Source organism: Sphingomonas sp. LHG3443-2 (assembly GCF_049896405.1).
GTDB lineage: Bacteria > Pseudomonadota > Alphaproteobacteria > Sphingomonadales > Sphingomonadaceae > Sphingomicrobium.
Genome location: NZ_JAFCUG010000001.1, coordinates 2,029,036 through 2,053,382, shown reverse-complemented (window position 1 = coordinate 2,053,382; position 24,347 = coordinate 2,029,036). Strand labels below are relative to the sequence as shown.

At 64.2% G+C, this 24,347-nt stretch carries 21 protein-coding genes and 2 tRNA genes; 13 read left to right on the top strand and 10 right to left on the bottom strand.

The annotated features are described in order from the left end of the window. Positions 1–158 precede the first annotated feature (158 nt). The 5 genes from ACP69Z_RS10275 to ACP69Z_RS10255 all read left to right on the top strand — a co-directional run bounded on the left by ACP69Z_RS10275 (position 159) and on the right by ACP69Z_RS10255 (position 5,031). Positions 159–248 (top strand) — tRNA-Ser (locus ACP69Z_RS10275). Beyond that, positions 221–1,360: a glycosyltransferase family 2 protein gene (locus ACP69Z_RS10270; RefSeq protein WP_426267393.1), complete on the top strand. Its 1,140-nt coding sequence runs from the start codon at positions 221–223 to the stop codon at positions 1,358–1,360. Before ACP69Z_RS10275 ends, ACP69Z_RS10270 begins: the two co-directional genes overlap by 28 nt. Further along, positions 1,357–2,472: a hypothetical protein gene (locus ACP69Z_RS10265; RefSeq protein ID WP_426267392.1), complete on the top strand. Its 1,116-nt coding sequence runs from the start codon at positions 1,357–1,359 to the stop codon at positions 2,470–2,472. Before ACP69Z_RS10270 ends, ACP69Z_RS10265 begins: the two co-directional genes overlap by 4 nt. 23 nt (positions 2,473–2,495) lie before the next feature. Further along, positions 2,496–3,803 carry a lipopolysaccharide biosynthesis protein gene (locus tag ACP69Z_RS10260; protein WP_426267391.1) on the top strand — a complete coding sequence of 436 codons (1,308 nt, stop codon included), beginning with the start codon at positions 2,496–2,498 and terminating at the stop codon, positions 3,801–3,803. Between the two features lie 10 nt (positions 3,804–3,813). Then, positions 3,814–5,031 (top strand): acyl-CoA dehydrogenase, encoded by a 1,218-nt coding sequence (locus ACP69Z_RS10255; RefSeq protein ID WP_426267390.1) that lies wholly within the window; start codon positions 3,814–3,816, stop codon positions 5,029–5,031. A gap of 57 nt (positions 5,032–5,088) precedes the next feature. On the opposite strand, the gene clpP is transcribed toward ACP69Z_RS10255, so the two are convergent. Both clpP and ACP69Z_RS10245 read right to left on the bottom strand, forming a co-directional pair. Beyond that, positions 5,089–5,748, bottom strand: coding sequence for an ATP-dependent Clp endopeptidase proteolytic subunit ClpP (clpP, locus tag ACP69Z_RS10250; protein WP_426267389.1), 660 nt, complete (start codon positions 5,746–5,748; stop codon positions 5,089–5,091). 55 nt (positions 5,749–5,803) lie between these two features. Continuing rightward, positions 5,804–6,784, bottom strand: coding sequence for a glycosyltransferase family 2 protein (locus tag ACP69Z_RS10245; RefSeq protein WP_426267388.1), 981 nt, complete (start codon positions 6,782–6,784; stop codon positions 5,804–5,806). Between the two features lie 288 nt (positions 6,785–7,072). Here ACP69Z_RS10245 and ACP69Z_RS10240 point away from each other — a divergent pair, with 288 nt between their 5' ends. After that, the gene (locus tag ACP69Z_RS10240) at positions 7,073–8,437 is read left to right on the top strand and encodes a hypothetical protein (RefSeq protein WP_426267387.1); all 1,365 of its coding nucleotides are present in this window, start codon (positions 7,073–7,075) and stop codon (positions 8,435–8,437) included. Between the two features lie 2 nt (positions 8,438–8,439). On the opposite strand, the gene tig is transcribed toward ACP69Z_RS10240, so the two are convergent. The 6 genes from tig to ACP69Z_RS10210 all read right to left on the bottom strand — a co-directional run bounded on the left by tig (position 8,440) and on the right by ACP69Z_RS10210 (position 13,874). Then, a complete protein-coding gene (tig, locus tag ACP69Z_RS10235; protein WP_426267386.1) occupies positions 8,440–10,068 on the bottom strand; it encodes a trigger factor in 1,629 nt (542 codons plus the stop codon). Between the two features lie 58 nt (positions 10,069–10,126). Continuing rightward, positions 10,127–10,211: transfer RNA gene (locus ACP69Z_RS10230), tRNA-Leu, on the bottom strand. A gap of 380 nt (positions 10,212–10,591) precedes the next feature. Continuing rightward, on the bottom strand, positions 10,592–11,182 hold the full coding sequence (locus tag ACP69Z_RS10225; RefSeq protein WP_426267385.1) for a phosphatase PAP2 family protein: 591 nt from the start codon (positions 11,180–11,182) through the stop codon (positions 10,592–10,594). A 42-nt stretch (positions 11,183–11,224) separates the two neighbouring features. Continuing rightward, complete coding sequence (locus tag ACP69Z_RS10220) at positions 11,225–11,869, bottom strand: hypothetical protein (RefSeq protein ID WP_426267384.1); 645 nt, start codon at positions 11,867–11,869, stop codon at positions 11,225–11,227. A gap of 11 nt (positions 11,870–11,880) precedes the next feature. After that, entirely contained in the window at positions 11,881–13,095 is a 1,215-nt protein-coding gene (locus tag ACP69Z_RS10215; RefSeq protein WP_426267383.1) for a M48 family metallopeptidase, read from the bottom strand. Next, a complete protein-coding gene (locus tag ACP69Z_RS10210; protein WP_426267382.1) occupies positions 13,092–13,874 on the bottom strand; it encodes a hypothetical protein in 783 nt (260 codons plus the stop codon). Before ACP69Z_RS10210 ends, ACP69Z_RS10215 begins: the two co-directional genes overlap by 4 nt. A 258-nt stretch (positions 13,875–14,132) precedes the next feature. On the opposite strand from ACP69Z_RS10210, the gene ACP69Z_RS10205 reads away from it, so the two are divergent. From ACP69Z_RS10205 to ACP69Z_RS10195, 3 genes are read left to right on the top strand one after another with little or no spacing between them, the layout of a single operon-like run. Next, a complete protein-coding gene (locus ACP69Z_RS10205) occupies positions 14,133–14,804 on the top strand; it encodes a DUF6975 family protein (protein ID WP_426267381.1) in 672 nt (223 codons plus the stop codon). A gap of 29 nt (positions 14,805–14,833) precedes the next feature. Beyond that, positions 14,834–15,676 (top strand): AAA family ATPase, encoded by an 843-nt coding sequence (locus ACP69Z_RS10200; protein WP_426267380.1) that lies wholly within the window; start codon positions 14,834–14,836, stop codon positions 15,674–15,676. Then, positions 15,673–16,518: a DUF817 domain-containing protein gene (locus ACP69Z_RS10195; protein ID WP_426267379.1), complete on the top strand. Its 846-nt coding sequence runs from the start codon at positions 15,673–15,675 to the stop codon at positions 16,516–16,518. Before ACP69Z_RS10200 ends, ACP69Z_RS10195 begins: the two co-directional genes overlap by 4 nt. Here ACP69Z_RS10195 and ACP69Z_RS10190 read toward each other — a convergent pair. After that, complete coding sequence (locus tag ACP69Z_RS10190) at positions 16,503–17,900, bottom strand: methyl-accepting chemotaxis protein (RefSeq protein WP_426267378.1); 1,398 nt, start codon at positions 17,898–17,900, stop codon at positions 16,503–16,505. The genes ACP69Z_RS10195 and ACP69Z_RS10190 overlap by 16 nt on opposite strands. Positions 17,901–18,008: 108 nt before the next feature. Then, positions 18,009–19,199, bottom strand: a complete 1,191-nt coding sequence (locus ACP69Z_RS10185) for a hypothetical protein (protein WP_426267377.1) — start codon at positions 19,197–19,199, stop codon at positions 18,009–18,011. 173 nt (positions 19,200–19,372) lie between these two features. Between ACP69Z_RS10185 and ACP69Z_RS10180 the strand changes: the two genes are divergently transcribed. The 4 genes from ACP69Z_RS10180 to ACP69Z_RS10165 all read left to right on the top strand — a co-directional run bounded on the left by ACP69Z_RS10180 (position 19,373) and on the right by ACP69Z_RS10165 (position 24,328). Then, complete coding sequence (locus ACP69Z_RS10180; protein WP_426267376.1) at positions 19,373–20,128, top strand: YaaA family protein; 756 nt, start codon at positions 19,373–19,375, stop codon at positions 20,126–20,128. A 94-nt stretch (positions 20,129–20,222) separates the two neighbouring features. Beyond that, complete coding sequence (gene gyrA / locus ACP69Z_RS10175) at positions 20,223–23,003, top strand: DNA gyrase subunit A (RefSeq protein ID WP_426268085.1); 2,781 nt, start codon at positions 20,223–20,225, stop codon at positions 23,001–23,003. Positions 23,004–23,085: 82 nt separating this feature from the next. Further along, entirely contained in the window at positions 23,086–23,565 is a 480-nt protein-coding gene (locus ACP69Z_RS10170) for a host attachment family protein (RefSeq protein ID WP_426267375.1), read from the top strand. Positions 23,566–23,671: 106 nt separating this feature from the next. Beyond that, positions 23,672–24,328 (top strand): hemerythrin domain-containing protein, encoded by a 657-nt coding sequence (locus ACP69Z_RS10165; protein WP_426267374.1) that lies wholly within the window; start codon positions 23,672–23,674, stop codon positions 24,326–24,328. Positions 24,329–24,347: the final 19 nt, after the last annotated feature.

Sequence of the window (24,347 nt, the reverse complement as noted above, 5' to 3'; positions counted from 1 at the left end):
AGCTCCACCGAACCGCCACCTTGCCCTTGCCCTCCCCAACCATGACGCATCAACGCACGACTTGGCCGCGGCGTTCAGCCCCGCCTTGCGCCAAGCCGTCCAGCCGGTCTAGGCGGCACAAGCTGAATGCGACCGAACTTGCGATGGTCGGTTCGTGAGGATGGGTGGCCGAGTGGTTTAAGGCAGCGGTCTTGAAAACCGCCGTGGGTGGAAGCTCACCGTGGGTTCGAATCCCACCCCATCCGCCAGCGCCCGCATTCCTGCCGTGCTTGCCCTTGGGCGGGGCTTCGGCCAGACGGCGGCGATGGGTGTGCCTGCTGTGTCCGTCCTCATCATCGTCCACAACCGCGCGGGCACCATCGCCGCGGCGGTGCGGAGCGTGCTGGCGCAGACTTTTACGAACCTTGAGCTGGTGGTGGTCGACGATGGGTCGACCGACAAGACTGCGGAGGTCGTCGCCGGCTTTACCGACCCGCGCGTCAGGCTCGTGCGGACAATGCCCAATCAAGGCATCCCGCTTGCCCGCAACAGGGCGCTGGCGGAAGCTCGCGGCCGCTACATTGCGTGGCTCGACAGCGATGACGTCTGCCATCCTGAACGACTCCAGGTGCAGCACGACTATCTCCAGCGGCACCCGTGCACTGACATGATTGGCAGCGCGGCGCGCAAGATTCAGGCCAACGGCACCCTGATGACGGCCGGTCGCGTTCCCTTCCGGAGCCATGATGAGATCCGGGCGCTGCTGCTGTTCCGCTCGGCCTTTCAGCAGAGCAGCATATTCGGCCGCGCCGAGGCGATACGAGCGGTGCCCTATGATCCTGCCTTTCCGGTATGCGAGGACGTCGACATGTTCGCCCGCTTCACCGACCGGTTCAGTGCCGAGAACCTGCCCAAGTTTCTGATCGCGCGGCGCATTCATCCGGGTCAGACCATCCGCAGCAATGTCGAGCGGATCATCGAACGGCAGATGTTGATCAGCGGACGCGCGCTTGCCCGGCTGAAGATCGCGCACGACGACGAGGACTTGCGACGGCACGTCATCTTGGGCGGATGCTTCGGCAATCAGATCAGTGACGAGTTGATCGGCTGGTCCGAAGGCTGGTTCGAGCGCATCCGCGGCGCCAATCGCAAGCACAGCCTTTACCAGGAAGCGGCTTTGACCCGGGTGTTCGACCTTATCGTCATGAAGGCGGCGCTGCGGTGGGTCATGGCGGATGCGGGTAAGATCGGACAGTTTGCGCGATTGGCGCATCGTCACCCAGAGGGCCTGGTCGCGCTTGGCAAGGATGCCGCCATGCCCATCCTGCCGGTCAAGGGACGTCCTTCTGCCGCCGCCCTCCGTCCCTTTCTCAAGGGATGAGCACGACGCGCCGCATTGCGTTTTTGTATGTCGGCGGGGTTCACCACGTCACCCATACCCTTCCGGTCGCCGCAGCCCTCTCGCGATACGGCGATGTGGAGGTGACCGCCTTTTGCGCCGGTGCTGCAACAGAGCAAACGGTGCGAGATGTGCTGGCAGACTTCCCCCAAGCTCGCGTGCGGATTCAGCGTTTGCGGCGGTTCGGCTGGCTCGACCGACTGGGTCGGCCGAGCCTTGCCAAGCTGCCAATGCTATGGCGCAGCCGCGACCTGCTTCGCGGGCAAGACGCCCTGGTCACCGCGGAATGCACCTCCATTGCCCTTAAGCGGATGGGTGTGACCCGGCCACTGTTCATCTGTCAGCCGCATGGCGCGGGCGACCGCGCGGTGTCCTTCGAACCGCGCTTCCGCCGTTTCGATCGGGTGCTCGTCGCCGGCCCTAAGACCGCGCGGCGGATGGTTGAGAGCGGTGTCGGGCCCCAGCGCGTGCGCGAGGTCGGCTATGCCAAGGCTGAGTACCTCGCGGCCAAGGCCCGTGCCCTTCCCGCGCCCTTCGACAATGATCGACCGATCATCCTCTACAATCCGCACTTCCGCTCGGCTTTGTCATCGCTGGAGCGGGCGCCGGACATTGTTCGCGACATCACCCGCAACACCGACCTGAACCTCATCGTCGCCCCTCACATCCGCACGTTTGAAGGGGCATCGGCTGACGAGCTTGCGCGCTGGCAGTCGCTAGCCGTGCCGGGCCGCGTGTTGGTCGACACCGGCTCGCCGCGGATGATCGACATGAGCCACATTGCGGTGGCCGACCTCTACCTCGGCGACGTCTCGAGCCAAGTGTACGAGTTTCTCTTGCTGAAGCCCCGACCCTGCCTGTTCGTCAACGCGCATGATGTGGCTTGGGAGCAGGACCCTGATTACGCTTTCTGGCACCTAGGCGACGTTGCAAGTCCGAACGCTGTCGTGCCGGCGCTGCAGGCAGTGCTGGCTGCGCCTGACCGCTTCGCTGATCTTCAGCGGGCGGCCGTGGCAGATACCTTCGGACCGCTCGAAGGCTCGGCCGAGCGGGCCGCTGCTGCCATTCTCGCCAGCTTCGGAGAGCCGCGATGAGGCGGTGGTTCGAGGATAGCGCCATGCGCTCGATCCTCCGCAACACCTCTCTCCTTGGCCTTTCCAAGGGCACCGCAGCAATTGCGAGTCTGGCGGTTCTGGCGCTCGCCGCGCGGGACCTCGGTCCGACGGGGGTCGGCTTCCTGCTGCTGGTTCACAGCTACGCGATGGCGGCAAGCAGCCTCACTCACTTTCAATCCTGGCAGGTGATCATCCGCTATGGCAGCCGTCCGCTCGCGGAAGGCGATCCTGAGCCGTTCCGCCGCGCGGTCTCCTTCGCGCTCGGGCTCGATCTGCTGACCGGGATCGGCGGCATGCTGCTGGCGATGGCGCTGCTTCCGCTGCTGGCGGGATGGTTCGGCATTCCCGACAACCTGCGCACGCCGGCCCTCCTCTACTGCCTGCTGATCCCGACCATGGCATCGGGCGCGGCCAATGGCGTACTCCGGTCGCTCGATCGCTTCGACCTCATCGCCTGGCAATCGCCGATCGACGCCTGGGTCCGACTGGCGCTGGTGATCGGCGCTTATCTGCTGAACCTCGATCTCATCGCCTATCTGATTATCTGGGCAGCGACCGATCTCCTCGGCGACATCTACCTGTGGAGCGCCGCTATCCAGGAACTGCGCCGGCGCGGATGGCTCAAAGGACTGCGTCCAACGGTGCGGGCGCGGGGCTTGGAGGGAGGCTGGCGGTTTGCGTTCACCGTGAACCTCACCGCTTCGGTCAACAGTGCCTGGGGGCCGGTCGCGCGTCTGCTGGTCGGCGGGCTGCTGAGCCCTGCCGCGACCGGCCTTTACCGCGTCGCGACCAGCCTGATCGACGCCGTGCAGAGCCCGATCGACCTCATGGCCAAGGCCGTCCATCCCGAGTTGATGCGGCACGATCCCTCCTCGTCCCGGCCCTGGCGGCTGATGCTTCGGACGATGGCGCTCGGCACGATGGTGGCGCTGCTCGCCTGGGTGCTGATCGGCCTGTTTGGGGAGCGCCTGCTGGCGCTTGTGTTCGGACCCGAGTTCACCCCCGCCGCCCCGCTGCTTACCGTGCTGCTGATGCTGCCGGTAATCGCAACGTTAGCCTTTCCGCTGCCGGCCATGTTCTACAGCCTCGGCAAACCCGGCGGGCCGCTGGTCGCGAACATCCTCGGCGCGATGGTGTTCGTCGGAAGCCTGCCTGCGCTCACCACTGCGCACGGGCTCGTCGGCGCTGGCGCGGCTTTGGTGCTCGGCCGGCTGTGCTCGTTTCTGGTGATGAGCGCCCAACTTGCCTTCCTCTATCGGCAGCACCGGTCAACCAAGGGCGGGGTGGAAGCGACCGGCCACCTCGGCTAGAGGCCGACCCATGCTCAAGACCCCCGATCCCGCCCTCGCCCACGAGCCCAAGCTCCTGCCGTTCGACTGGTCCGATCCGTTCGGCCTCGACGAGCAGTTGACCGAAGACGAGCGCCTCGTCCGCGATACCGCCGAAAGCTATGCCCAGGAGAAGCTCCAGCCTCGCGTCACCGAAGCCTATCTCGAGGAGAGTTTCGACCGCGAGATCTTGCGCGAGATGGGCCAGCTCGGACTGCTCGGCGCAACCATCCCGGCCGAATATGGGGGCGCCGGACTCGGCTATGTCGCGTATGGCCTGATCGCTCGCGCGGTTGAGCGGGTGGACAGCGGCTATCGCTCGGCGATGAGCGTCCAGAGCTCGCTCGTCATGTATCCGATCTTTGCCTACGGGTCGGAAGAACAGCGCCGCAAGTATCTGCCGGGTCTCGCTTCCGGTGAGCTGGTCGGCTGCTTCGGCCTGACCGAACCGGACGCGGGCTCCGACCCCGGCGGCATGCGCACCACCGCCAAGAAGACGGCCAACGGCTACTCGCTGTCGGGCGCCAAGATGTGGATCACCAACAGCCCGATCGCCGACGTGTTCGTCGTCTGGGCGAAATCGGAAGCGCATGGCGGCAAGATCCGTGGCTTCGTGCTCGAGAAGGGCATGCCGGGCCTCTCCGCCCCCCAGGTGAAGCAGAAGCTCAGCCTGCGCGCGTCGATCACCGGCGAGATCGTGATGGACGGCGTGCAGGTTGGCGAAGACGCGCTTCTGCCCAACGTGGAGGGGCTAAAGGGCCCGTTCGGCTGTCTCAATCGAGCCCGTTATGGCATCGGCTGGGGCTCGATGGGCGCGGCCGAGGCCTGCTTCCATGCCGCCCGCAGCTATACGCTGGAGCGCCACCAGTTCGGACGGTCGCTGGCGGCAACGCAGCTCGTGCAGCTCAAGCTCGCCAACATGGTGACCGAGATCACGCTCGGCCTGCAAGCGGCGCTGCGCGTCGGCCGCCGGCTCGAGGACGGCGAGCTCATCCCTGAGACCATCAGCCTCATCAAGCGCAACAACTGTGGCAAGGCGCTAGAGATCGCCCGCATCGCCCGTGACATGCATGGCGGTAACGGCATCAGCGCCGAATATCAGGTCATCCGTCACGCGCTGAACCTGGAAACGGTGAACACCTACGAGGGCACGCACGACGTCCACGCGCTGATCCTCGGACGGGCGATCACCGGCCTCAGCGCCTTCTGATACCGAAAAGGGCGGCCCCGCGAAGAGCCGCCCTTTCTTGATTATCGAGCTGCGGACTCATTCGGGAGCGCCGCCGCTACCCATGCCAAGTTGCTCCATGTCGGCAGCATCCGGACGCTTGTCGAACACGGCGTCAATCAGACCGAATTCCTTGGCCTCGTCGGCTTCGAGGAAGCTGTCGCGGTCCATTGCCTTTTCGATCCGATCGAGATCCTGCCCGGTGTACTTGGCGTAGAGGCTGTTGAGACGAGTGCGCATGCGCAGGATTTCACGCGCCTGGATCTCGATGTCCGACGCCATGCCCTGCGCGCCGCCAGACGGCTGGTGGATCATGATCCGGCTGTTGGTCAGCGCGACGCGCATGCCCGGCTCGCCCGCGGCGAGCAGAAAGCTGCCCATCGACGCGGCCTGACCGATGCAGACGGTGCCGACGCGCGGGCGGATATATTGCATAGTGTCGTGGATCGCGAGGCCGCTGGTGACCACGCCGCCCGGCGAGTTGATGTACATGAAGATGTCCTTCTTCGGGTTCTCGGACTCGAGGAAGAGCAGCTGCGCGACGATCAACGAGGACATGTGATCCTCGATCGGGCCGGTGATGAAGACGATTCGCTCGCGCAGCAGCCGCGAATAAATGTCGAAGCTGCGCTCGCCCCGGTTCGATTGCTCAATGACGATGGGAACGAGGCCGGAAACGATGTCCTGATGATCGGGCAAGAGACTTATCCTGTCGGTTGATGTCGAGACTACATCGGCGGACGGGAGGTAGAGTTCAAGACTGATAGGAACCAGGTGCTGGATGCGCGAGATAGGCAAGCCGGCGAAGCTCGCGGCGGCCGTGGGTGACGGTGTCAAGGATCAGCCCAGCCAAGAATGACAGCACGGCGATGATCACCATGCCGGTGATCAGGATAGCGGTCGGAAAACGTGGCACTAGGCCGGTGTCGATGTAGGTGGCGAGGAGCGGGATCGACAGCAGCAGCGCCGCCAGTACCAGCAAAGCGCCGGCCGACCCGAAGAAGAACCACGGACGCTCTGTCCGGAACAGGTTGAGCATGACTTTCAGAATCCGCCATCCATCCCGGTACGTACTGAGCTTGGATGCTGAGCCTTCCGGTCGGGCACCGTATGCGGTCGTAACTTCGTCCACCGGCATCCGTAGTTCCAGCGCGTGAATGCTCATCTCGGTTTCGATCTCGAAACCGGCGGAGAGCACTGGAAAGCTTTTCACGAAGCGCCGCGAGAAAACACGATAGCCAGAGAAGACGTCGGTGAAGCTGCGCGCGAACAAAAAGCTCAGCAGGCCGGTAAAAAGGCGGTTCCCCAGCACGTGGCCGCCCCGGTAGGCTTCTTTGGCATCATGCTGCCGGGTGCCGACAACCATGTCGAGCTGCTCGCGGAGCGCCATCTCGACCATCGCAGGGGCGGCAGCGGGATCGTAGGTGAGGTCGCCGTCAGCCATCACATAGATGTCGGCCTCAATGTCCGCGAACATGCGGCGAACTACGTTGCCTTTGCCCTGCTGCCGCTCGGTGCGGACCACGGCTCCTGCGGCCCGAGCGACCTCTACCGTGCGATCACGGCTGTTGTTGTCGTAGACGTAAATGGTTGCATCAGGCAGCGTAGCGCGGAAGCCGGCGACGGTCTGTCCGATCGCAGCTTCTTCGTTATAGCAGGGCAGCAATACGGCAACCCTAACCATTGCAGGCGTCGCGGAAGGCGAACTGGAGTTAGGTTGGGAGTCAGTGATCATGCCGCTGATACAGGGGAGTACGACCTAATGGTCAATTGTCTTTAAAAACCACTGTGTGCTTTCGGCACAGGCAAGCCGTTGCACCCTTTAGGCCGTCCACCTATGCCCATCCCGTAATCACAGCGTCGGTGCATACGAAAAGTGACAGGGTCGAAGCCAGCCTCGTATATTTTGGCACCACTTGCTTTCGTGCTGGCGACTTTGAGCCTTCTTTGGCCCGCCCTATTGCATGGACAACCGTTCCTATTTCCGGACTCAAGCGCTTACGTTCGGGTTGTCGATGCGGCTGTGTACAAGACGTTTGGTCTGTCCACCGAATGGACGCGTCCGGGAGAGGTTGATCGCCTTGCTCGCCAGACGCAGGGCGAGCGTGTACACCCTGCAGCGCCGCCGAAAAGCGAGCAAGAGCAAGTCGATCAGAACAGGGTGACCCTGCTCGGACGTTCGGCTTATTACGGCGTGTTTGCCTACATATCCGCTCTAACCGGAAGCTTCTGGCTGTTAGTGCTTATGCAGGCGGCAGTTGTTGGTGGTACAGTCTTATTGCTGACGACGGATTTAGGCGGCGATGGCAAAAGTAAACGCTTTGGATGGGCGGCAATCTTTCTTCTTTTGTTAGCGGCAACGACTACCGCCCCGTTCTTCACGTCATTCGTCATGCCCGATGTCTTTTCAGGAATTGCGATCATCGCGGCTGCCATGCTGATGTTTTCGCCCCGACTAAGTCGCAATCACGCAATTGCCTGGTTTATGCACTGCATGGCGGCGGCCTTATTTCACTCGAGCCACGTCCTGATTCTACTCGGCCTTAGTACATTAGGGGCGATATTAACTTGGAGGCAGAATAAGCAGGATCGTCGATGGGGCCGCGTTCTTCTCGTCTTAGTTGCCGCCATGGTTGGCCTCTTGGGGGAAACAGTTTTCGTAAAGGGCGTAAATGCCGCTCTTGGCTCACCCCCTGTTCGCCCTCCGTTCCTATCTGCCCGCCTAATCGACGATGGCCCGGGCCTTCGCCTGATCCGGGAAAAATGTGACACGGAAAAATTCTATGTTTGTGAATTTCGAGATCGTCGTTTGCAGGGCAGTGATAACATTCTGTGGAGTACCGACCCGTTCGAAGGCGTGTTCAACACGCTTGATGCCGCTGGCAAGCGCCGGCTCGCCGACGAGCAAGGACGCTTTGTTCTCGAAGTCGTGAAAGCCTATCCGTTCGACGTTTTGCAGAGCACAGTTCGCTCTGCCGCTCGCCAACTTGGACTTATGCAATTGAGCGAGTTTCGCGACATTGATCGCAACAGTGGAAACAGTCCCGCCGGTTCCACTGTAGATCAAACGCGACTCCACGACGCGGGCGCGCTCGCTCCTATCGTTGATTCTTACGGAAAGTTTAGCATCGCGGTGGCGATTCTCGCGCTATTGGCATTGCCTATATTGGTTCGGTACAGGCTGCTCGGGTGGCAGCTCGCTTTGACAGTCGCGGCCGGTGTGCTTTTTAACGCGATCATTTGCGGTGGGCTGTCGACCCCGCACGACCGTTATGGTGCCCGCGTTCTCTGGGTTATTCCACTCATTGCGGTCGTGGCTCTTGGGAAATTGGCCCCGTTCCCAGGCGGATCAACGCGTTGGCGAACGGAGCCAGTTAGTCTTCACTAAACTCAGGCGGAAGCCTTCTTCGACTTCTTGGCCGGGGCCTTGGCGCCAGCGCCGTCCTTGTCGGGCTCAGCCGGGGCGGGCTCGGCAGCTTCGGCCTCGACCGCGCCTTTGGCGGGCTTGGCCGGCTTGGCCTTTTTGGCGGCGGGCTTCAGTTCGGCAGCCGTCTCGGCGGTTTCGGCAGCGGGCGCTTCCTCGGTGGCAGCGGGCTTTTTGCCCTTGGCCGGGGACTTCTTGGCAGCCTTAGCCGGCTTCTCGTCGCCGCCATGGTCGTGGCCGCAACCCGGACCGTGAACATGGCCTTCCTCGGCCTCGAGGTCGGCTTCGATCTCGGCGCGGGTCGCGGCGCGATCGGTGATGTCGGCCTTGGTGAAGAGGAAGTCGACGACCTTGTCCTCATACAGCGGGGCGCGCAGCTGGGCGGCGGCCATCGGCTCCTGCTGGATGTACTGGATGAAACGCTCGCGGTCGGCGGGCTGATACTGCTGCGCGGCCTGCGCGATGAGGCGGTTCATCTCCTGGTTCGAGACATCCACGCCGTTGGCCTGCCCGATTTCGCTGAGGAGCAGACCCAGGCGGACTCGGCGCTCGGCGATCTTGCGATATTCGTCCTTGTCCTTTTCCAGTTCGGCCTTGGCGGCTTCGGGATCGGACTCGTGACCGGCCTCATGCTCGAGCTGCGCCATGATGTTGGCAAACTCGGCTTCGACCATCGAGGGCGGAACCTCGAAGTCATGGCTCGCGGCCAGCTGGTCGAGCAGCCGACGCTTCATGTGGGTGCGGGTGAGGCCGTTCAGCTCCTGCGTCTGCTGGTCGCGCAGCAGACCCTTCAGCTGGTCGAGGCTCTCGAGGCCGAGGGTCTTGGCGAACTCGTCGTCGATCTTGGTCTCGCCGGCGGTCTTCACCGCGGTGACCTTGACGTCGAAGGTGGCCGGCTGGCCCTTGAGGTTCTCGGCCGGGTAATCGTCCGGGAAGGTGACGTTGAGCGTGCGCTCTTCACCGACCTTGGCGCCGATCAACTGGTCCTCGAAGCCCGGGATCAGGGTGCCCGAACCGATCTCGACAGCCATGTCGGTGCCGGTGCCGCCCTCGAAGGCGACGCCGTCCGAGGTCTTGCCGACGAAGTCGAGCACGACCTGGTCGCCGCTCTCGGCCGCCTTGCCTTCCGGCGCATCTTCGAAGCGTTTGGCGTTGCTGGCGAACTGGGCGACCTGCGCGTCGACGGCGCTCTCGTCAGCTTCAGCGGTCAGGCGCTCGAGCTTCAGCCCTTCGATCTGCGGCGTCGGAACCTGCGGCAGCGTCTCGAGACGAACGGTCACCTCGGCGTCCTTGCCGGGCGCATAGCCTTCCTTGAGCTCCACCTGCGGCTGCATCGCCGGGCGCAGGTTCTGCTCGGTCAGCAGCTGCTGCACGCCCTGCTGGATAGTGGTGTTGAGCGCGTCCTGCAAAAGCGCGTCGCCGTGCATCTTGCGGATGAGGTTGGCAGGCACCTTGCCCGGGCGGAAGCCGGGCATGCGGATGGTCGGAGCGATGCGCTTCACCTCGCCAGCGATCCGCTCGTCGATCTCGGCTGCCGTGAAGGTCAGCTGGTAGGCCCGCTTCAGGCCTTCGTTCTCGATCTCGACGTGCTGCATGGTGACAAGGAATCCTGGATAACAAGTGGATAGATATTCGCCCTTGGCCGGGCGAAACTGGTGCGGGCGAAGGGACTCGAACCCCCACATCTTGCGATACTGGTACCTAAAACCAGCGCGTCTACCAATTCCGCCACGCCCGCGCGAGCGTCAGGGGCGGCCCTATAGCAGCGTTGGGGGTGGGGGCAAGACATTGGGGACCAAGGATGACCGGGGCGGACCCAAGCGCACGATCAGCGCGTTCAATCCTCATGCAACAGCTCCCGCCTTTCCCCGACGACGCCCCCGGTTTCGATTCCGGTGCACCCGAACCCAGCGTTCCTGGTCAGCCAAGCCCGCCCGCGCAGCCAAGCGAGCCGGGACAACCCGCCCCGCCCGCGCAGCCGAGCGAGCCTGGCCAGCCGACCCCGGCCCCGCAGGAAGCACCGCCGGCGCATGCGCCGATCGACGTTCCCTCGCCCACCGCGCCAGGCACTGAGACTCCCTCGACACCGGTGTCGCCAATCGCCTGATCGGCTTCGCGTCAGACCCGCCGCGCCCTGACGATCACAGCGTCTATCAGTTCGTCGGCAATGATCCCGATGACCGCGCCCGCCACCACGTCCGTGACATAGTGGCGGGAGCGGAGGATCTGCGCCGCGCCAGACACGGCCGCGAGACTGATCGCGGGCAGCCGCGCCCCCGGATTGTCGCGTCCGACGGCCATGGCGACAGCGACGGCCCCCGCGGTGTGACCGGAGGGAAAGCTGTTAAAGTCGCTTTCGTGCCGCTCGCCCTCACGCAGGACGTAGTCGCCGCGTCGCGCAGCCGCTTCCGGGCGCGTGCGGTCGACCATCTTCTTGATGACGCCGCGAAGCGCAGTGGCGAGCAGGTGCGATGCGAGGATCCGCGTGCCCGTGCGCCAGGTCGGACCATCGCGCAGTACGGCCGCAGTGACCAGCACGGAGGCCGAGGCGGCGTAGAGCGGTTCCTGGTCCGACAAATCGCTGACCGCGCCAAGGGCTCTGGTCGCGGCCTTCTCGGCATGCGGGATCAGCACATCGGCAACCGCCGCATCCACTTCTTCGACGGGAGCGGCGGGTTCGAAATCGGGAAGGTTCTTGAGGTCGGTCACGCCTCGCTCAACGGCGCGGCGAATGACAATGTTGCACGGCGCTTACTTGCGGCGCACCGCGCTTCGCACCATCGCCTCATAGTCGGGCAGCGCCTGCGCATAATAATGCGCCCGCGTGGCATCGAGCATGACCATGTAGAGCTTGCCGTCGATCATGGCGCCAACTGCCCTGCCCTTGCGCCAGACTTCGTCACCATCGAGATGCTCGAAATCGAACTGAAAGCCGTTCGCGCCGAGGAAACTACGGGGCGCAAGTCCAAGCGTCTTGAACTCGACCGAGCCGCCTTCGACCCGGAACAGGGTTTCGAGCAGGCTGGCGACTTCCGGCGCGGTCATGGTCGAGCGGAAGCGCGGCACCTGGCGGTCAGCCTTATACTCCTGCCAGATCAGGCGCTTGTTGTCGGGTAGTCCGGTGACAAAGGTGATGCCGTCGAGATACGGCCCATTCAGCGTCCAATCTTCGACCCAGCGCACGTCAGTGAAGGAGAAGCCGCCCTGCCGATTCCACTCGCGCGGGCTGGTCACGCTCATGGCGCCCGAGCCGACGTTGATCGTCTGTCCGGAGCGCACGAGGCCATAGGGGCTGCCAAAGCCGCCAAGCGACGACCCCGTCGATCCGCAGGCGGACAGGCTCAGCGTCAGGGCGCCGGCGAGCGCGAGGCTCTTCACCATCTTGTTCTTGCGCATTGTCTTGCCCCTCAACCCACGATCATCTGGCGCACGAACGGCGCATCGGGCGCACTCGGCGCCATGGCGAGATAGCGTTGAAGCGCGGTGCGCCCTTCCGCCATCTTGCCCTGCTTCATCAGCATGACGCCATGCCAGCGCCACGCATCGGCCGGCGCGTCGGGATACTTCACCGCCTGCGCATAATTGAGCGCTGCGGCGTGCTGGTTCTGGATGCCTTCGCGCAGGCGGAAGATTTCGGCGCGATTGAAGAGCAGAACGCCGTTCCAGCCATCGCGGGCGAGCGTCTCAACGATATATTGGCTGGCGCCCGGATCGTTGAGCTTGACCTGGTCGTCGAACAGGCTGGCACGGACGGGCGCGATCGCCTGCAGGTAGCGTTCTCGCCCGCGGTCGTAGCTGCGGCCGGGCACGGTCAGTTCCTGCGCCGAGATGGCGAGGTCCTTGAGCCGCTCGCGCGGCGCCGGGTGGGTGGAGAACAGGCTGTATCCGCGGTCGATTCGTTTGCGCCGCTCTTTCGCTGACCATTCGAGCTCGGTGATGAGCTGGTCCCAGGTTTCCGACATGCTCATCGGCGCATAGCCCGCGTCCGCGATCAGCTTGACCCCGAGTGCGTCGGACTCCGCTTCGAGCTGGCGGCTGTACTTGAACAGGGTCAGGATGGTGCCGAGTTCGGCCAGGCGGACGAGATCGCCGGTGTAGGTACCGGCCGCCCCGCCCGCCACGCCCGCCACCATCGCAAGGCCTGCAAAGATGTTGCTCTTGCGCTTCATGTCGCGCCAGCTGCGGATCTGGTGGCGCAGCAGGAAGTGACTGCTTTCGTGGGCGATTACACCCGCCAGCTGCGCTTCGTCGCGCATGCGCAGGAGCAGGCCGGAGAAGAAGACGGTGAACCCGGTCGGGAACATCATCGCGTTGAATTCGGGCACGCGCGCGAGATAGATGCGCATGTCCTTGGCCGCGGGACCGCCGACCTTGCCGATCAGTCCTTGCAGATAACGATTGAGCGCAGGATCCCGGATCAGGAGGTTGGAGCCCGCAACCTCTTCCTCGACCCGCTCCATCTGCTGCCAGAGGCTCTTTTCGTCGGTGTCGGTGGGCTTGTAGCCGGGACCGATCAGCGGCTTGAGAGAGGCGGGCGCAATCCGCGCCGAAGCGGGGCCGGCAACCAGCGCAGCGGCACCGCCCGCGAGCAGGGCGCGGCGCGACAGGTCGAGGCTGCTCATCGTGCCTTCTCCGCAGCGGCTTGGGCGCGGCGCACATCCCTGCCCGGCTTCATGCGGCCGAGCAGGCGGTCGACCAGCTGGGTCGCGCCTTCGGGCTTGCGGATGTCGCCAAGCTTGATGCCCGCGACCTGCGTGCCGGCTTGCACGACGTTGAACCACACCACCTCGCCGGTGCGAAGGTCCACAAGGCTGGCGTAGGCGCTCTGCCCGCCGCCGCCGATGTTGGGCGCGCAGAAGCCGACGAAGCACCCCGCGATGCCGAGCACCTGCAAGGCGACACGGCCGCTGTCGGCGAAGCTGTCTTCGGCGTGCATGAAGAGGGCGTAGTCGTAGCCGGTTGCACGGCCGAGCTTCACCGCATCTTCGCCGAGCGTATAATCAAGCCCGCGGCCACGCTTGGTCGGCAGATCGGCGCCAAGAAACTTGTGCAGCGCGATCGAACTACCGACCGCGGAATGGAGCCGCTCGAGCTCGGCAACCGTGTCGGCAGGGACGCCCGGCAGCGCGTCGCGGCGATCGAGGACCAGGGTCTGGCCGCCCCTCCCCGCTTGCTGGCTGCGAAGCGCCGTCACGATGTTGGCACGCGCCGCCTCGGTCCAGTCTGCACGCGGTTCGGTGAGGCCACCGGCCTTGACCGATCCGACCGTCACGTCAGGGCGCATCACCAGCAGCTTGTAATCGCCCTGGGGCGGCGTGAACTGGAGATCGGCGATCTGCCTGGTCTGGACGCAGGCAGAAAGGCTGAGCGACAAGGCGCCGAACGCCAGCGCGGACCGCATTCGTTTCATTCGCTGCACACCCCTTTTACGCCGGCCACCTTGGGGCCAAAACCCGCCTTGTATCAGTAACTTGTAGCTGATTTGCGGTATTTCGACAACGCTTTCCAATCGCTGAATAGTGCAGCGGCGGAAGCGGCGCAGCAAGGCCTCACCGGATCCTTAAGGGCGCGCTAACCCTGTCTTTACGCGGCTTGGTATAGCTTGCGCTCCTAAGTCACGGCTTCGGTTCTTTCGAGATCGTGAGGAAAGGGACAGGTAATGGTGCATTCGGGAGTGGCTCGGCAGGTGAGCTCGGCAGTGGCCGACGCTCATGCCGCGCGCCTCGGCGCGGCTGGCAGCGGCGCGCATGCCCATGCCCAAGACCTCGCCGGCCCGCTTGCGCCCTATCGCGCCCGCGATCTCGACGATTTCGTGCACCTGCTGTGCGCCGTCTACGGGCGGCAGCCGACGGTGGTTGAACTGGCGCTGGGCAGCGCACCGCCGGCGCCGGTACGGGCGTGGCTGGAAAGCGCCACATCGGCGTTCGAACGCGAACGGTTGTATCTCGTCCGCCTGACCTCCGCAGTCGGGCCGGTCCCGAGCACGCCTGGTGCCGCCGAAACCGAGGCTGCGCTGCTTGCGCAGCGACATGCGCTGGAGACGCTCGCCCGGTCGGAGCGGAGCGGCTGTGCGCTAGGCGCCGCGACCGCGCTGGTCGCCGATTGGTTTGCGCTTCGTCCGCTGCTCGACAAGGTGGCGGTGCGGGTCGGCACCGATGTGCCCCCTTGCGCCCTGCCTGACGAACCCAGCATCTTCGATGTGCTCGAAGCGGGCGCCGGCAGTGTTGCGGCCGAGCGCGCGATCCGGTTCGGGGCTGAGCAGCTGCTTCTTCAGCAGCGGGCGCTGTTCGACCTGCTGGAGGCTCGCAGCGAAGCGCGCGAGGACTACTAAGCCCTTCCCCGCCCTGCTAGGGCGGTCTCATGCGTTTCACCGGAACCTCCGACTATGTCGCGACCGACGACCTGCGCGTCGCGGTCAATGCCGCCGTCACCCTGCGCCGCCCGCTGCTGGTCAAGGGTGAGCCGGGCACGGGCAAGACCGTGCTGGCGCACGAGATCGCCAAGGCCCTGAACGCCCCGCTGATCGAGTGGCACGTCAAATCGACCACCCGCGCCCACCAGGGGCTCTACGAGTATGATGCGGTGGCGCGGCTGCGCGACGGCCAGCTCGGCGAAGAGCGGGTCCACGACATCCGCAATTACATCAAGCGCGGCAAGCTGTGGGACGCGTTCACCGCGCCGCAGCTGCCGGTGCTGCTGATCGACGAGATCGACAAGGCCGACATCGAGTTTCCGAACGATCTCCTGCAGGAGCTCGATCGAATGGAATTCCACGTCTACGAGACGGGCGAGACGGTGAAGGCCAAGGAAAGGCCGATCGTTGTCATCACCTCGAACAATGAGAAGGAACTGCCCGACGCGTTTCTTCGCCGCTGTTTCTTCCACTACATCGCCTTTCCCGACCGGACGACGATGGAGAAGATCGTCGAGGTGCACTTTCCCGGCATCAGCAAGGTCCTGCTGACAAAGGCGCTGGAGCTGTTCTTCGACGTGCGGGACGTACCGGGCATCAAGAAGAAGCCGTCCACCAGCGAATTGCTCGATTGGCTGAAGCTGCTTCTCCACGAGGACATGCCGCTCGACGTGCTGCAGGAGCGTGATCCGACCAAAGCGATCCCGCCCCTGCACGGCGCGCTGCTCAAGAACGAGCAGGACGTGATGCTGTTCGAACGCCTCGCCTTCATGGCCCGCCGCAAGGGTTGAGTTCGCAGCACAGCCGCTTCCAACAGGTCCGCCTTCGGCTTGAGGCCGTTGCGGTTGGTCCGCGCTGGCAGCGATACCTGTTCGAGTTCCTGCTGTTCGGATTCAAGCAAGCCTGGGCCTGCCTTTTCGGCGGGGCGATGCTGGCGCTACTGCTGGCGACCCACTTGTTTTACCCGGCGGGCGCGCCGATCGCTCGCTACGACTTCCTGACGTTGTGTGCGGTGGCCATCCAGGCCGCCATGCTTGCCTTCCGGCTCGAGAGCTGGGGCGAAGCCAGGGTCATTCTCGCTTTCCACGTCGCGGGAACGATCATGGAGCTGTTCAAGACCGCGCAGGGATCCTGGCTGTATCCCGAACCTGCCCTGCTCAGGATTGGCAACGTGCCGCTGTTCTCAGGCTTCATGTATGCGGCGGTGGGAAGCTATATCGCGCGGGTCTGGCGCATCTTCAATTTTCGATTTGAAGCCTACCCCCCGACGCCTGTCGTTGCGGCACTTGCAGCTGGCATCTACGTCAATTTCTTCGCGCATCATTGGTTGCCGGACATCCGGCTTGGACTGTTCGCCGCAACGGCAATCCTGTTCTGGCGAACGTCCGTGCGGTTCACGACCTACCGCACCGAGCGAGCGATGCCGCTGTTGCTCGGATGGGCACTGGTCGCCTTGTTCATCTGGTTTGCCGAGAACATCGGAACCTACTCGAACGCGTGGCTCTACCCCCAGCAGCGTTCGGCATGGAGCATGGTCAGCGTGGCGAAGTACGGCAGCTGGTACCTGCTCATGATCCTGTCGTTCGTTCTCGTGAGCACCGTGCAGCGTGAAGACGCTTATTCCTCGCGGTAGGCGAGTTCGAAATTGCCCCAGCGGCGGCCGTTGATGAACAGCGGCACGAAGACGTTCTTCACCGGATAGGACTTGTCGCCAAGCTCCATGCGGTAGGTCATCAGCATCGCTGGCTTGTCGCTTTCGATGGCGGCGCGGGTCTGCTCGTCCATGAAGATGCGGCGATTGCGGCAATTGGCGTCGTTCCACACCGGATCGGGGCCGGGCGTGTTGCAGCGCTCGGACAAGTGGGTCGGCAGGAAGCCGTCGATGTTGGTGATGGCCGAGCCCAGGATCCGCGCGTCCTTGATCTTGTAGCGGTCGAGCAGCGGCCGGATGTGTTCGTCCGCGAAATCGCAGAACTGATTGTCGTATTGCACCGGATTGCTGCCGGCGATCGGCACATACTGGCGGTCGAACACCTGGCCCATGGTGATCGCGTTCTCGCGAACGCCGCGTTCCACCACTTCGGCGATGGAGCGCATGGCGTCCTGCGCGAGGATGATCATCGGCGTGTCGTCGATCTCGGCGCCCGAGTTGGCGAGCGTGTCGAGCATGGTGGCGGACAGCATCTCGAGCTTGGCGAGACGCTGCTGCGCGACGCCCAGCGCCCCGCCATTCTCGCGGGCGTCTTCGGCAAAGTCGGTCAGGCTGGCTTTCACCCGGTCGACGCTGTTCTGAATGAGGCTGGTGGAGTGCGCGATGCCTTCGGTCTGGCGGTCGACCATGCCGACGATCTCGCTCACTTCGCGCACCGTCTCGCTGATCTGGCCGAAGCCCTTCTGCGCGGCGCGGCTGCGGTCGACGCCGGTCTTGATCTCGGTGGTGACAGCGCCCGCCTCGCGGGTCAGTTCGCTGATGGTGAGGCCGATCTGGCTGGTTGCGGCGCGGGTGTCGTGCGCGAGTTTCTTCACTTCCGCTGCAACGACGGCGAAGCTGCGGCCGGCATCCCCTGCCCGCGCCGCTTCGATGGTGGCGTTCAGCGCCAGCATGTTGGTCTTGCGTGCGATCGCCTCGATGGTCGAGGAAACGCTCTGCACCTGGTTCATCGCCGACGCGAAGCCGGCCATCCGGTCGCCCAGTTCGACCACCAACTCGGTCAGGCCCTTGAAGCCTGCAATGGTCTGTTCGATGGCTTCCCGCCCGGCCTCGAGCTTGGCCTTGGCCTGCTCGGAAAGGAGCCGCGCCTCGTCAGTCGAATCCGACACGCGGGCTTGGTCGGCGAGGAGACGGGTGGTGACTTCTTCCAACCCGTCGAGGGCTTTCAAGTGGCCGCCGATGCGCTGCGACACGTCGTTGACGTAACCGGCGACGTCCGAACATTCGATCGACAGCGACCCGCAGCTTCGCGCAACGGTGCGGATCGCGTCTTCGGTAACCTGTTCAAGACCGGCGGTAGCCATGCAAACTCCGAACGTGAGACTTTGTCCCCGCTGAAGTAGGCAAGAGGCTTTACCGTTCGGTTAACCAGAGCGGATGCCGCCCCGACCGAAGCCGGGGCGGATCACTGCTTAAGCGGCGCTCTGAAGGTAGGCGAGCCACAGCTGGGCGATGCCTGCGCGGCTGCCCTGGACAGCGTTGAACGCGGTGGTCGCGCCGGCCTTGTCGCCGCTACGCGCCAGCGCAATGCCGAGGCGAAGGTTGGCGAGGTCGGCACCGGCGCCACCCTTGGCGACCTGCGCCCGATACGCCGCCGCAGCCTTGGCGTAGTCGCCGCGGCCGAGATAGACGTCGCCGTTCGGCGCGCTCTTGTCGGCGGCGTCACGGGTGACAGCCGACTTGTAGAGGTCGTTCCACGGCGACTTGGTCTTGTCGAGCTTGCCGGCGGCGAACGCCTCTTCGAGCACAGCTTTGGCCTCGCCCGGGAGACCGCGGGTGATCAGCGCGTCGACGTACGGGTAGTAATCGCCTTCACCTTCAAGGCTCTTGGTTGCCCGCTGCAGGCGGAACAGATCGACCTTGTCGGCAGCGGCAAAATTGCCCTGCTGCTCGGCCAGCTTGATGGCGGCGCGCCAGGTGGACGGGCTGGCGTTGTTCTGAACCTGTGCGAGCGCCAAGCTGCGCGCCTGCGGCAGCCGGTTGTTCACCGCCAGCGCATACATCTGCCGCTGAACCGCCGGATCGGTAGCCTTGCCGGCCGCCTTGTCGAGGGCGACCGCCTTTTCGAGCGCCGCATAGGCTTCCGCCGGACGCTTCTGCCGGTCGCGGATCGAGGACAGGATCAACTGCTGCTCGGAATTGTTTGGGTCGAGGGCAATGGCCTTCTCGACGTGCGCGGAAGCAGCGTCATAGCTGTTGCTCTGGGCACGGAGTTTGGCGGCGACCCGATGCAGGTTGGCGAGTTCAGCGCCCTGCAGATAGCCGGTGGAAATAGCGCCCTCGACCGCTGCCAGCAGCATGGGGTCGTTCTTGGCGTCCAGCGCCGGCTTGAACTGAAGCTGATAGGCGAAGAAGCGATCGGCCGGGGTCTTGGCCACCGCAAGCACGTTCTGACCTAGCTGCGGCAATTCGGCGATGCGGCCGGCGGTGACGGCATCCTGAAGCGCCTTGATTGCGGGCTGGGCCTCCTTGGAGATGGCGACCGTCTTCTGGTTGGTGGCGGACGCGGGAGCGGGAGCCTTTACCCGCTGGGCTGCGGCCGGAAGCGGCGCGGCGGCTGTGAACAGCAAAGCGGCGAGAAGCGCCGCGGCCTTGGTCGTCATGAACAGTCCTCCGTCAGACATGTGAAATGCGTCAGGCGCCTTTAACTCGGCAGAGCGCCCCTCGCCAGCGCTTCAGCCCGAATCATCGTGAATGACGTTTGAACCGTGGCTTTTCAGAGGGTTAGGCGACGGTATGGACGGATGGGCCGTGTCACTGCTAGCCGCCCTGCCCTGTGATCATCCTGCTCTCCCCTGCCAAGACGCTCGATTTCGCCACCCCGTTCACCGAGGAGGTCACCCCGCCGCGCTTCGAACGGGAGGCGGGCAGCATTGCGCGCGCCGCGGCCAAGCTCAGCCCCGATGACCTCGCCGGGCTGATGCACATTTCCGACAAGCTGGCGGAGCTCAACGCGACCCGCTTCAAGACTTTCCGCAAGGCCGAAAAGCGCCCCGCCATCCGCGCCTTTGCCGGCGACGTCTATCGCGGGTTCGATGCGGCCAGCGCGGATGAGGAAACGATCGCCTTTGCGCAGGACCACCTGCGCATCCTGTCAGGGCTTTACGGCGTGCTGCGGCCGCTTGATGCGATGAAGCCCTATCGGCTCGAGATGGGCACCGCCTGGAGCCCGAGCGGCGGCAAGCTGGTGGAGCATTGGGGGCGCAAGGTCGCGAAGTCCGTTCTCGATGATGTGAAGGCGGATGGGTCGGGCATTCTGATGAACCTTGCCAGCAATGAATATTTTGCGGTGGTGCAGCCGTTCGTGCCGAAGAAGGGCGTCGCGCTGGTCAGCCCCGACTTCCGAGTGCGCACCGCCAAGGGCCTCCAGTTCCAGAGCTTCACAGCCAAGGTGGCGCGCGGCACAATGGCGCGCTGGCTGTGCGAGGAACGGGTAAGCGATCTGGCGGCGCTGAACGGCTTCGACCGCGATGGGTGGGCTCATGACGCGGAGGGCAGCACCCCTGCCCGCCCACTCTTCGTCAAGGGCTGAGGAAACCCTCGAATTCCCTCGCGCGTACACGCGCGCGCTGCTAGACCTGATGGCACAACGATAAGCACAACCATCAGGATTGAACTTGGCCACCATGCCCCCGGCGGACAGCCCGCCCATGCCGACCGATTTCATCGCTCCCATCTCCATCGTCGAGGAGATGAAGACCTCCTACCTCGACTATGCGATGAGCGTCATCGTCAGCCGCGCGCTGCCGGATGTCCGTGACGGCCTGAAGCCGGTGCACCGGCGTATCCTGTTCTCGGCGAGCGAAAACGGCTTCGTCTATAATCGACCGTACCGTAAATCCGCCCGCATCGTCGGTGACGTGATCGGTAAGTATCACCCGCACGGCGACACGGCGATCTATGACGCGCTGGCCCGCATGACCCAGGACTGGTCGATGCGCGTGCCGTTGATCGATGGCCAGGGCAACTTCGGCTCGATGGACCCCGATCCGCCCGCCGCCATGCGTTACACCGAAGCGCGGCTGGCCAAGGTCGCGGGCTTCCTGCTCGGCGATCTGGACAAGGACACGGTCAACTTCCAGCCGAACTACGATGCCAGCGAGCGCGAGCCGCAGGTGCTCCCGGCGCGCTTCCCCAACCTCTTGGTCAATGGCGCCGGCGGGATTGCGGTCGGCATGGCGACCAACATTCCGCCGCACAACCTTGGCGAAGTGATCAGCGCCTGCCGCGCTTATATCGACGATCCGGCGGTCACCACCGAACAGCTGATGGAGCATGTGAAGGGCCCGGACTTCCCGACCGGCGCCATCATTCTCGGCACTGCCGGCATCCGTTCGGCCTATACCAGCGGCCGCGGCTCGATCGTGGTGCGATCGAAGTACAAGGTCGAGGAAGGCCGGGGCGATCGCAAGTCGATCGTGCTGACCGAAATTCCCTTCCAGCAGGGCAAGAACGCGCTGGTCGAGAAGATCGCCGAAGCCGCCAAGGACAAGCGCATCGAGGGCGTTTCCGACATCCGCGACGAGAGCAATCGTGAGGGCGTGCGCGTCGTCATCGAGCTGAAGCGCGACGCGACGCCCGAGGTGGTTCTGAACCAGCTGTGGCGGCACACCCCGGCACAAGGGTCGTTCCCGGCCAACATGCTGGCGATCCGCTCAGGCCGTCCCGAAACGCTGACGCTGCGCGACATCATCGAAAGCTTCGTCAAGTTCCGCGAAGAGGTCATCACCCGCCGCTCCAAGTTCGAACTGATGAAGGCGCGCGAGCGGGCGCATATCCTGCTTGGCCTGGTGGTTGCGGTCACCAATCTCGACGAGGTGGTGCGGATCATCCGCGGCTCCGCCTCTCCCGCCGAAGCGCGCGAGGCGTTGCTGACGCGGGCATGGCCGGGCGACGAGATCCGCCCCTACATCCAGCTGGTTGAAGCGGTTGAAGCGCAGGCCGTGGGCGAGGATTACCAGCTCAGCGAAGCGCAAGTAAAGGCGATCCTCGACCTTCGCCTCCACCGCCTGACTGCACTTGGCCGCGACGAGATCGGCAACGAGCTCGAAGGCCTTGCCGGCGACATTGGCAAGCTGCTCGAGATCCTCGGCAACCGCATCCGCCTTTATGAGGTCATGCGCGAGGAGTTCGACGAGGTCGAGCGCGAGTTCGCCACGCCGCGCAAGACCGAACTCGCCGCCGCGTTCGACGGGATCGACGACGAAGATCTGATCGAACGTGAGGACATGGTCGTGACGGTGACCATGACGGGTTACATCAAGCGCACGCCGCTGTCGGTGTTCCGCGAGCAAAAGCGCGGCGGCAAGGGCCGCTCCGGAATCGCCACCAAAGACGAGGATGCGGTCACCAACCTGTTCGTGACCTCGACCCACAATCCGGTGCTGTTCTTCTCCAACCTCGGCCGGGTTTACCGCATGAAGGTGTGGCGCCTGCCCGAGGGCGGACCGACTGCGAAGGGCCGACCGATGATCAATCTCCTGCCGCTTCAGGCGGGTGAGGTCATTACGACCGTGCTTCCGCTTCCCGAGAATGAGGAAGAATGGAACGCGCTGCACCTGATGTTCGCGACCGCTCATGGCGCGGTCCGGCGCAACAGCATGGATGCGTTCAAGAACATCCCCACCGCCGGCAAGATCGCGATGAAGTTCGGGATCGCCGACGAGGGCGAGGAAGAGGATTCGACCGACCGGCTGATCGGCGTGGCGTTGTGCAGCGAGGACGATGATGTCCTGCTCGCCACTCGCTGCGGCAAGGCGATCCGCTTCATGTCGACCGCCATCCGGGAATTCCAGTCGCGCTCGTCGACCGGTGTCCGCGGTATCCGGCTTCTCGGGAACGACGAGGTCATCTCCATGTCGATCCTGCATCGCGCCGGGAACAGCCAGGAAGACAAGGAAGCCTATCTCCGCTTCGCGCCATGGAAGGGCGAGCGCGAGGGCGAGTGCACGCTGTCGGCCGATCGCATCGCCGAAATGGCGGATGCCGAGCAGTTCATCCTGACCGTCACTGAAAACGGCTTCGGCAAGCGCACCAGCGCGTACGAGTATCGCCGCACCGGTCGCGGCGGCCAGGGCATCACCAACATCGATACTTCCGAGCGCAATGGCGGCGTGGTGGCGAGCTTCCCGGTGAAGCCGGGCGAACAGATCATGCTGGCCACTAACCAGGGCAAGATGATCCGCACTACCGTGGGGTCGATCCGCATCGCCGGCCGCAATACGCAGGGCGTGATGATCTTCCGCGTCGATCCGTCCGAGCATGTCGTCTCCGTTGCCCGGATCGACGAGGAGGACGAGGTTGAGGTCGAGGTGCTGAACGACGGCGAGGTCGCGATCGACGACGGCGCCAATACGGCCGAGCAGGAACTCGACAAGCCGGTCGATCCGGGCGTCAGCGAGGAGTGATCAGGGCGCCCCGGGTCACACCGGGGCGCAACCCTCGCGAGGGCTGTCCGTTCTCTTCCTTGTAGGCAAGGAGGAGTTTTAGATGCCCATTCCCAATCGTGCGCTGGTGCTGGTGGTCGACGGCCGCAAGATGCTGTTCTTCCGCAACGAAGGCGACACGAACCAGATCGACCTGCGCACCGAAGCGCATGAAGAGCGCGATGACGCTTCGTTCGATCGCGAACTCAAGACTGACGCGCCCGGGACCGCGGCGGCCGGCGCTGCTGGCGGGGAAGCTCATCGACCGGCGATGAGCGAGACCGACTTCAAGCAGCAGGAAGAAGACAATTGGGTCAAGGAAGCTGCGGAGAAGCTGCGGTTGCGCGCGCTTCGCGGCGACTTTGAGCACCTCTGCATCGTCGCTCCGCCCAAAGCGCTGGGCGTGCTCCGCAAGGAATTGCACAAGGAAGTCGAGAAGCGCGTGGTCTGCACCATCAACAAGGAGATGAGCGGCCGCCCGATCCCCGATATTGAAGCGCTGATCGTCAACCACACCAAGGCGGAAGAACCCGCCGACGTCTGAGCCGCGACGCTCGGGTGGCCGGTCCTGCAAACCACTCGCAACAGGAACGGCCACCCTGCCCCGCCCGTTAGCGGGCCAAGCAAATCACCCATGAGGAGGTAAAACCATGGCCACGCGTAACGACACTCGTGATCGTACCCGCTCGACCGGGAAGAAGAGTGACAATCGACGCCGCAGCAGCAACGAGCGCAGCGCCTTCAATTTCGGCGACAATGACAGCGGCGCCCTGCCGCTGCTCGGCGCGCTCGCGGCCGGCGCGGCAATTGGCATCGGCGCCAACTGGGCTCGCAAATTCCTCCAGCAGACATCGGAATCGATGATGGCAGGGAACGAGTGGGACTCGATTCTGGCGCTGGAACATAAGGCGACGCTTGCCAAGTTCGACCTGCTGCTGGCGACCGAGGACAGCGACACCGGCAAGCGCGCGTCGCTGGTGAAAACCATCCATTATGCGCTGAACAAGCATGCTCATCAGGAAGAGCAGGTCGTCTATCCGGCGCTTCGCCAAGCCAATGAGACGGTCGATGCCGACCATCTCGAGCATGAGCATGGCTATGTGAAGACCTACCTCTACCGGCTTGAGAACATGGAAAAGGACAGCCCCGAGTTCCTCCCTACCGTGCGCGAGTTCCGCAACCTCATCGAGGAGCATGCGCGCATGGAAGAAGAGCAGGTCTATCCGCGCTTCAAGAACTCGCTGAGCGAGGAGCAGAACGCCAAGATCACCAGCCTGATGAACAAGGAAGGCATGAAGATGAACTGAGGCCGGCAGGTCTCTTCAT

Bases quoted from the DNA above. Each gene is read 5' to 3' on its own strand.
- ACP69Z_RS10220 (WP_426267384.1), bottom strand. From the start codon at position 11,869: ATGCGCAAGAACAAGATGGTGAAGAGCCTCGCGCTCGCCGGCGCCCTG.
- tig (WP_426267386.1), bottom strand. From the start codon at position 10,068: ATGCAGCACGTCGAGATCGAGAACGAAGGCCTGAAGCGGGCCTACCAG.
- ACP69Z_RS10170 (WP_426267375.1), top strand. From the start codon at position 23,086: ATGCCCATTCCCAATCGTGCGCTGGTGCTGGTGGTCGACGGCCGCAAG.
- ACP69Z_RS10200 (WP_426267380.1), top strand. From the start codon at position 14,834: ATGCGTTTCACCGGAACCTCCGACTATGTCGCGACCGACGACCTGCGC.
- ACP69Z_RS10245 (WP_426267388.1), bottom strand. From the start codon at position 6,784: ATGATCACTGACTCCCAACCTAACTCCAGTTCGCCTTCCGCGACGCCT.
- ACP69Z_RS10165 (WP_426267374.1), top strand. From the start codon at position 23,672: ATGGCCACGCGTAACGACACTCGTGATCGTACCCGCTCGACCGGGAAG.
- ACP69Z_RS10190 (WP_426267378.1), bottom strand. From the start codon at position 17,900: ATGGCTACCGCCGGTCTTGAACAGGTTACCGAAGACGCGATCCGCACC.
- ACP69Z_RS10205 (WP_426267381.1), top strand. From the start codon at position 14,133: ATGGTGCATTCGGGAGTGGCTCGGCAGGTGAGCTCGGCAGTGGCCGAC.
- ACP69Z_RS10255 (WP_426267390.1), top strand. From the start codon at position 3,814: ATGCTCAAGACCCCCGATCCCGCCCTCGCCCACGAGCCCAAGCTCCTG.
- ACP69Z_RS10260 (WP_426267391.1), top strand. From the start codon at position 2,496: ATGCGCTCGATCCTCCGCAACACCTCTCTCCTTGGCCTTTCCAAGGGC.
- ACP69Z_RS10185 (WP_426267377.1), bottom strand. From the start codon at position 19,199: ATGACGACCAAGGCCGCGGCGCTTCTCGCCGCTTTGCTGTTCACAGCC.
- gyrA (WP_426268085.1), top strand. From the start codon at position 20,223: ATGCCCCCGGCGGACAGCCCGCCCATGCCGACCGATTTCATCGCTCCC.
- ACP69Z_RS10265 (WP_426267392.1), top strand. From the start codon at position 1,357: ATGAGCACGACGCGCCGCATTGCGTTTTTGTATGTCGGCGGGGTTCAC.
- ACP69Z_RS10215 (WP_426267383.1), bottom strand. From the start codon at position 13,095: ATGAGCAGCCTCGACCTGTCGCGCCGCGCCCTGCTCGCGGGCGGTGCC.
- ACP69Z_RS10210 (WP_426267382.1), bottom strand. From the start codon at position 13,874: ATGCGGTCCGCGCTGGCGTTCGGCGCCTTGTCGCTCAGCCTTTCTGCC.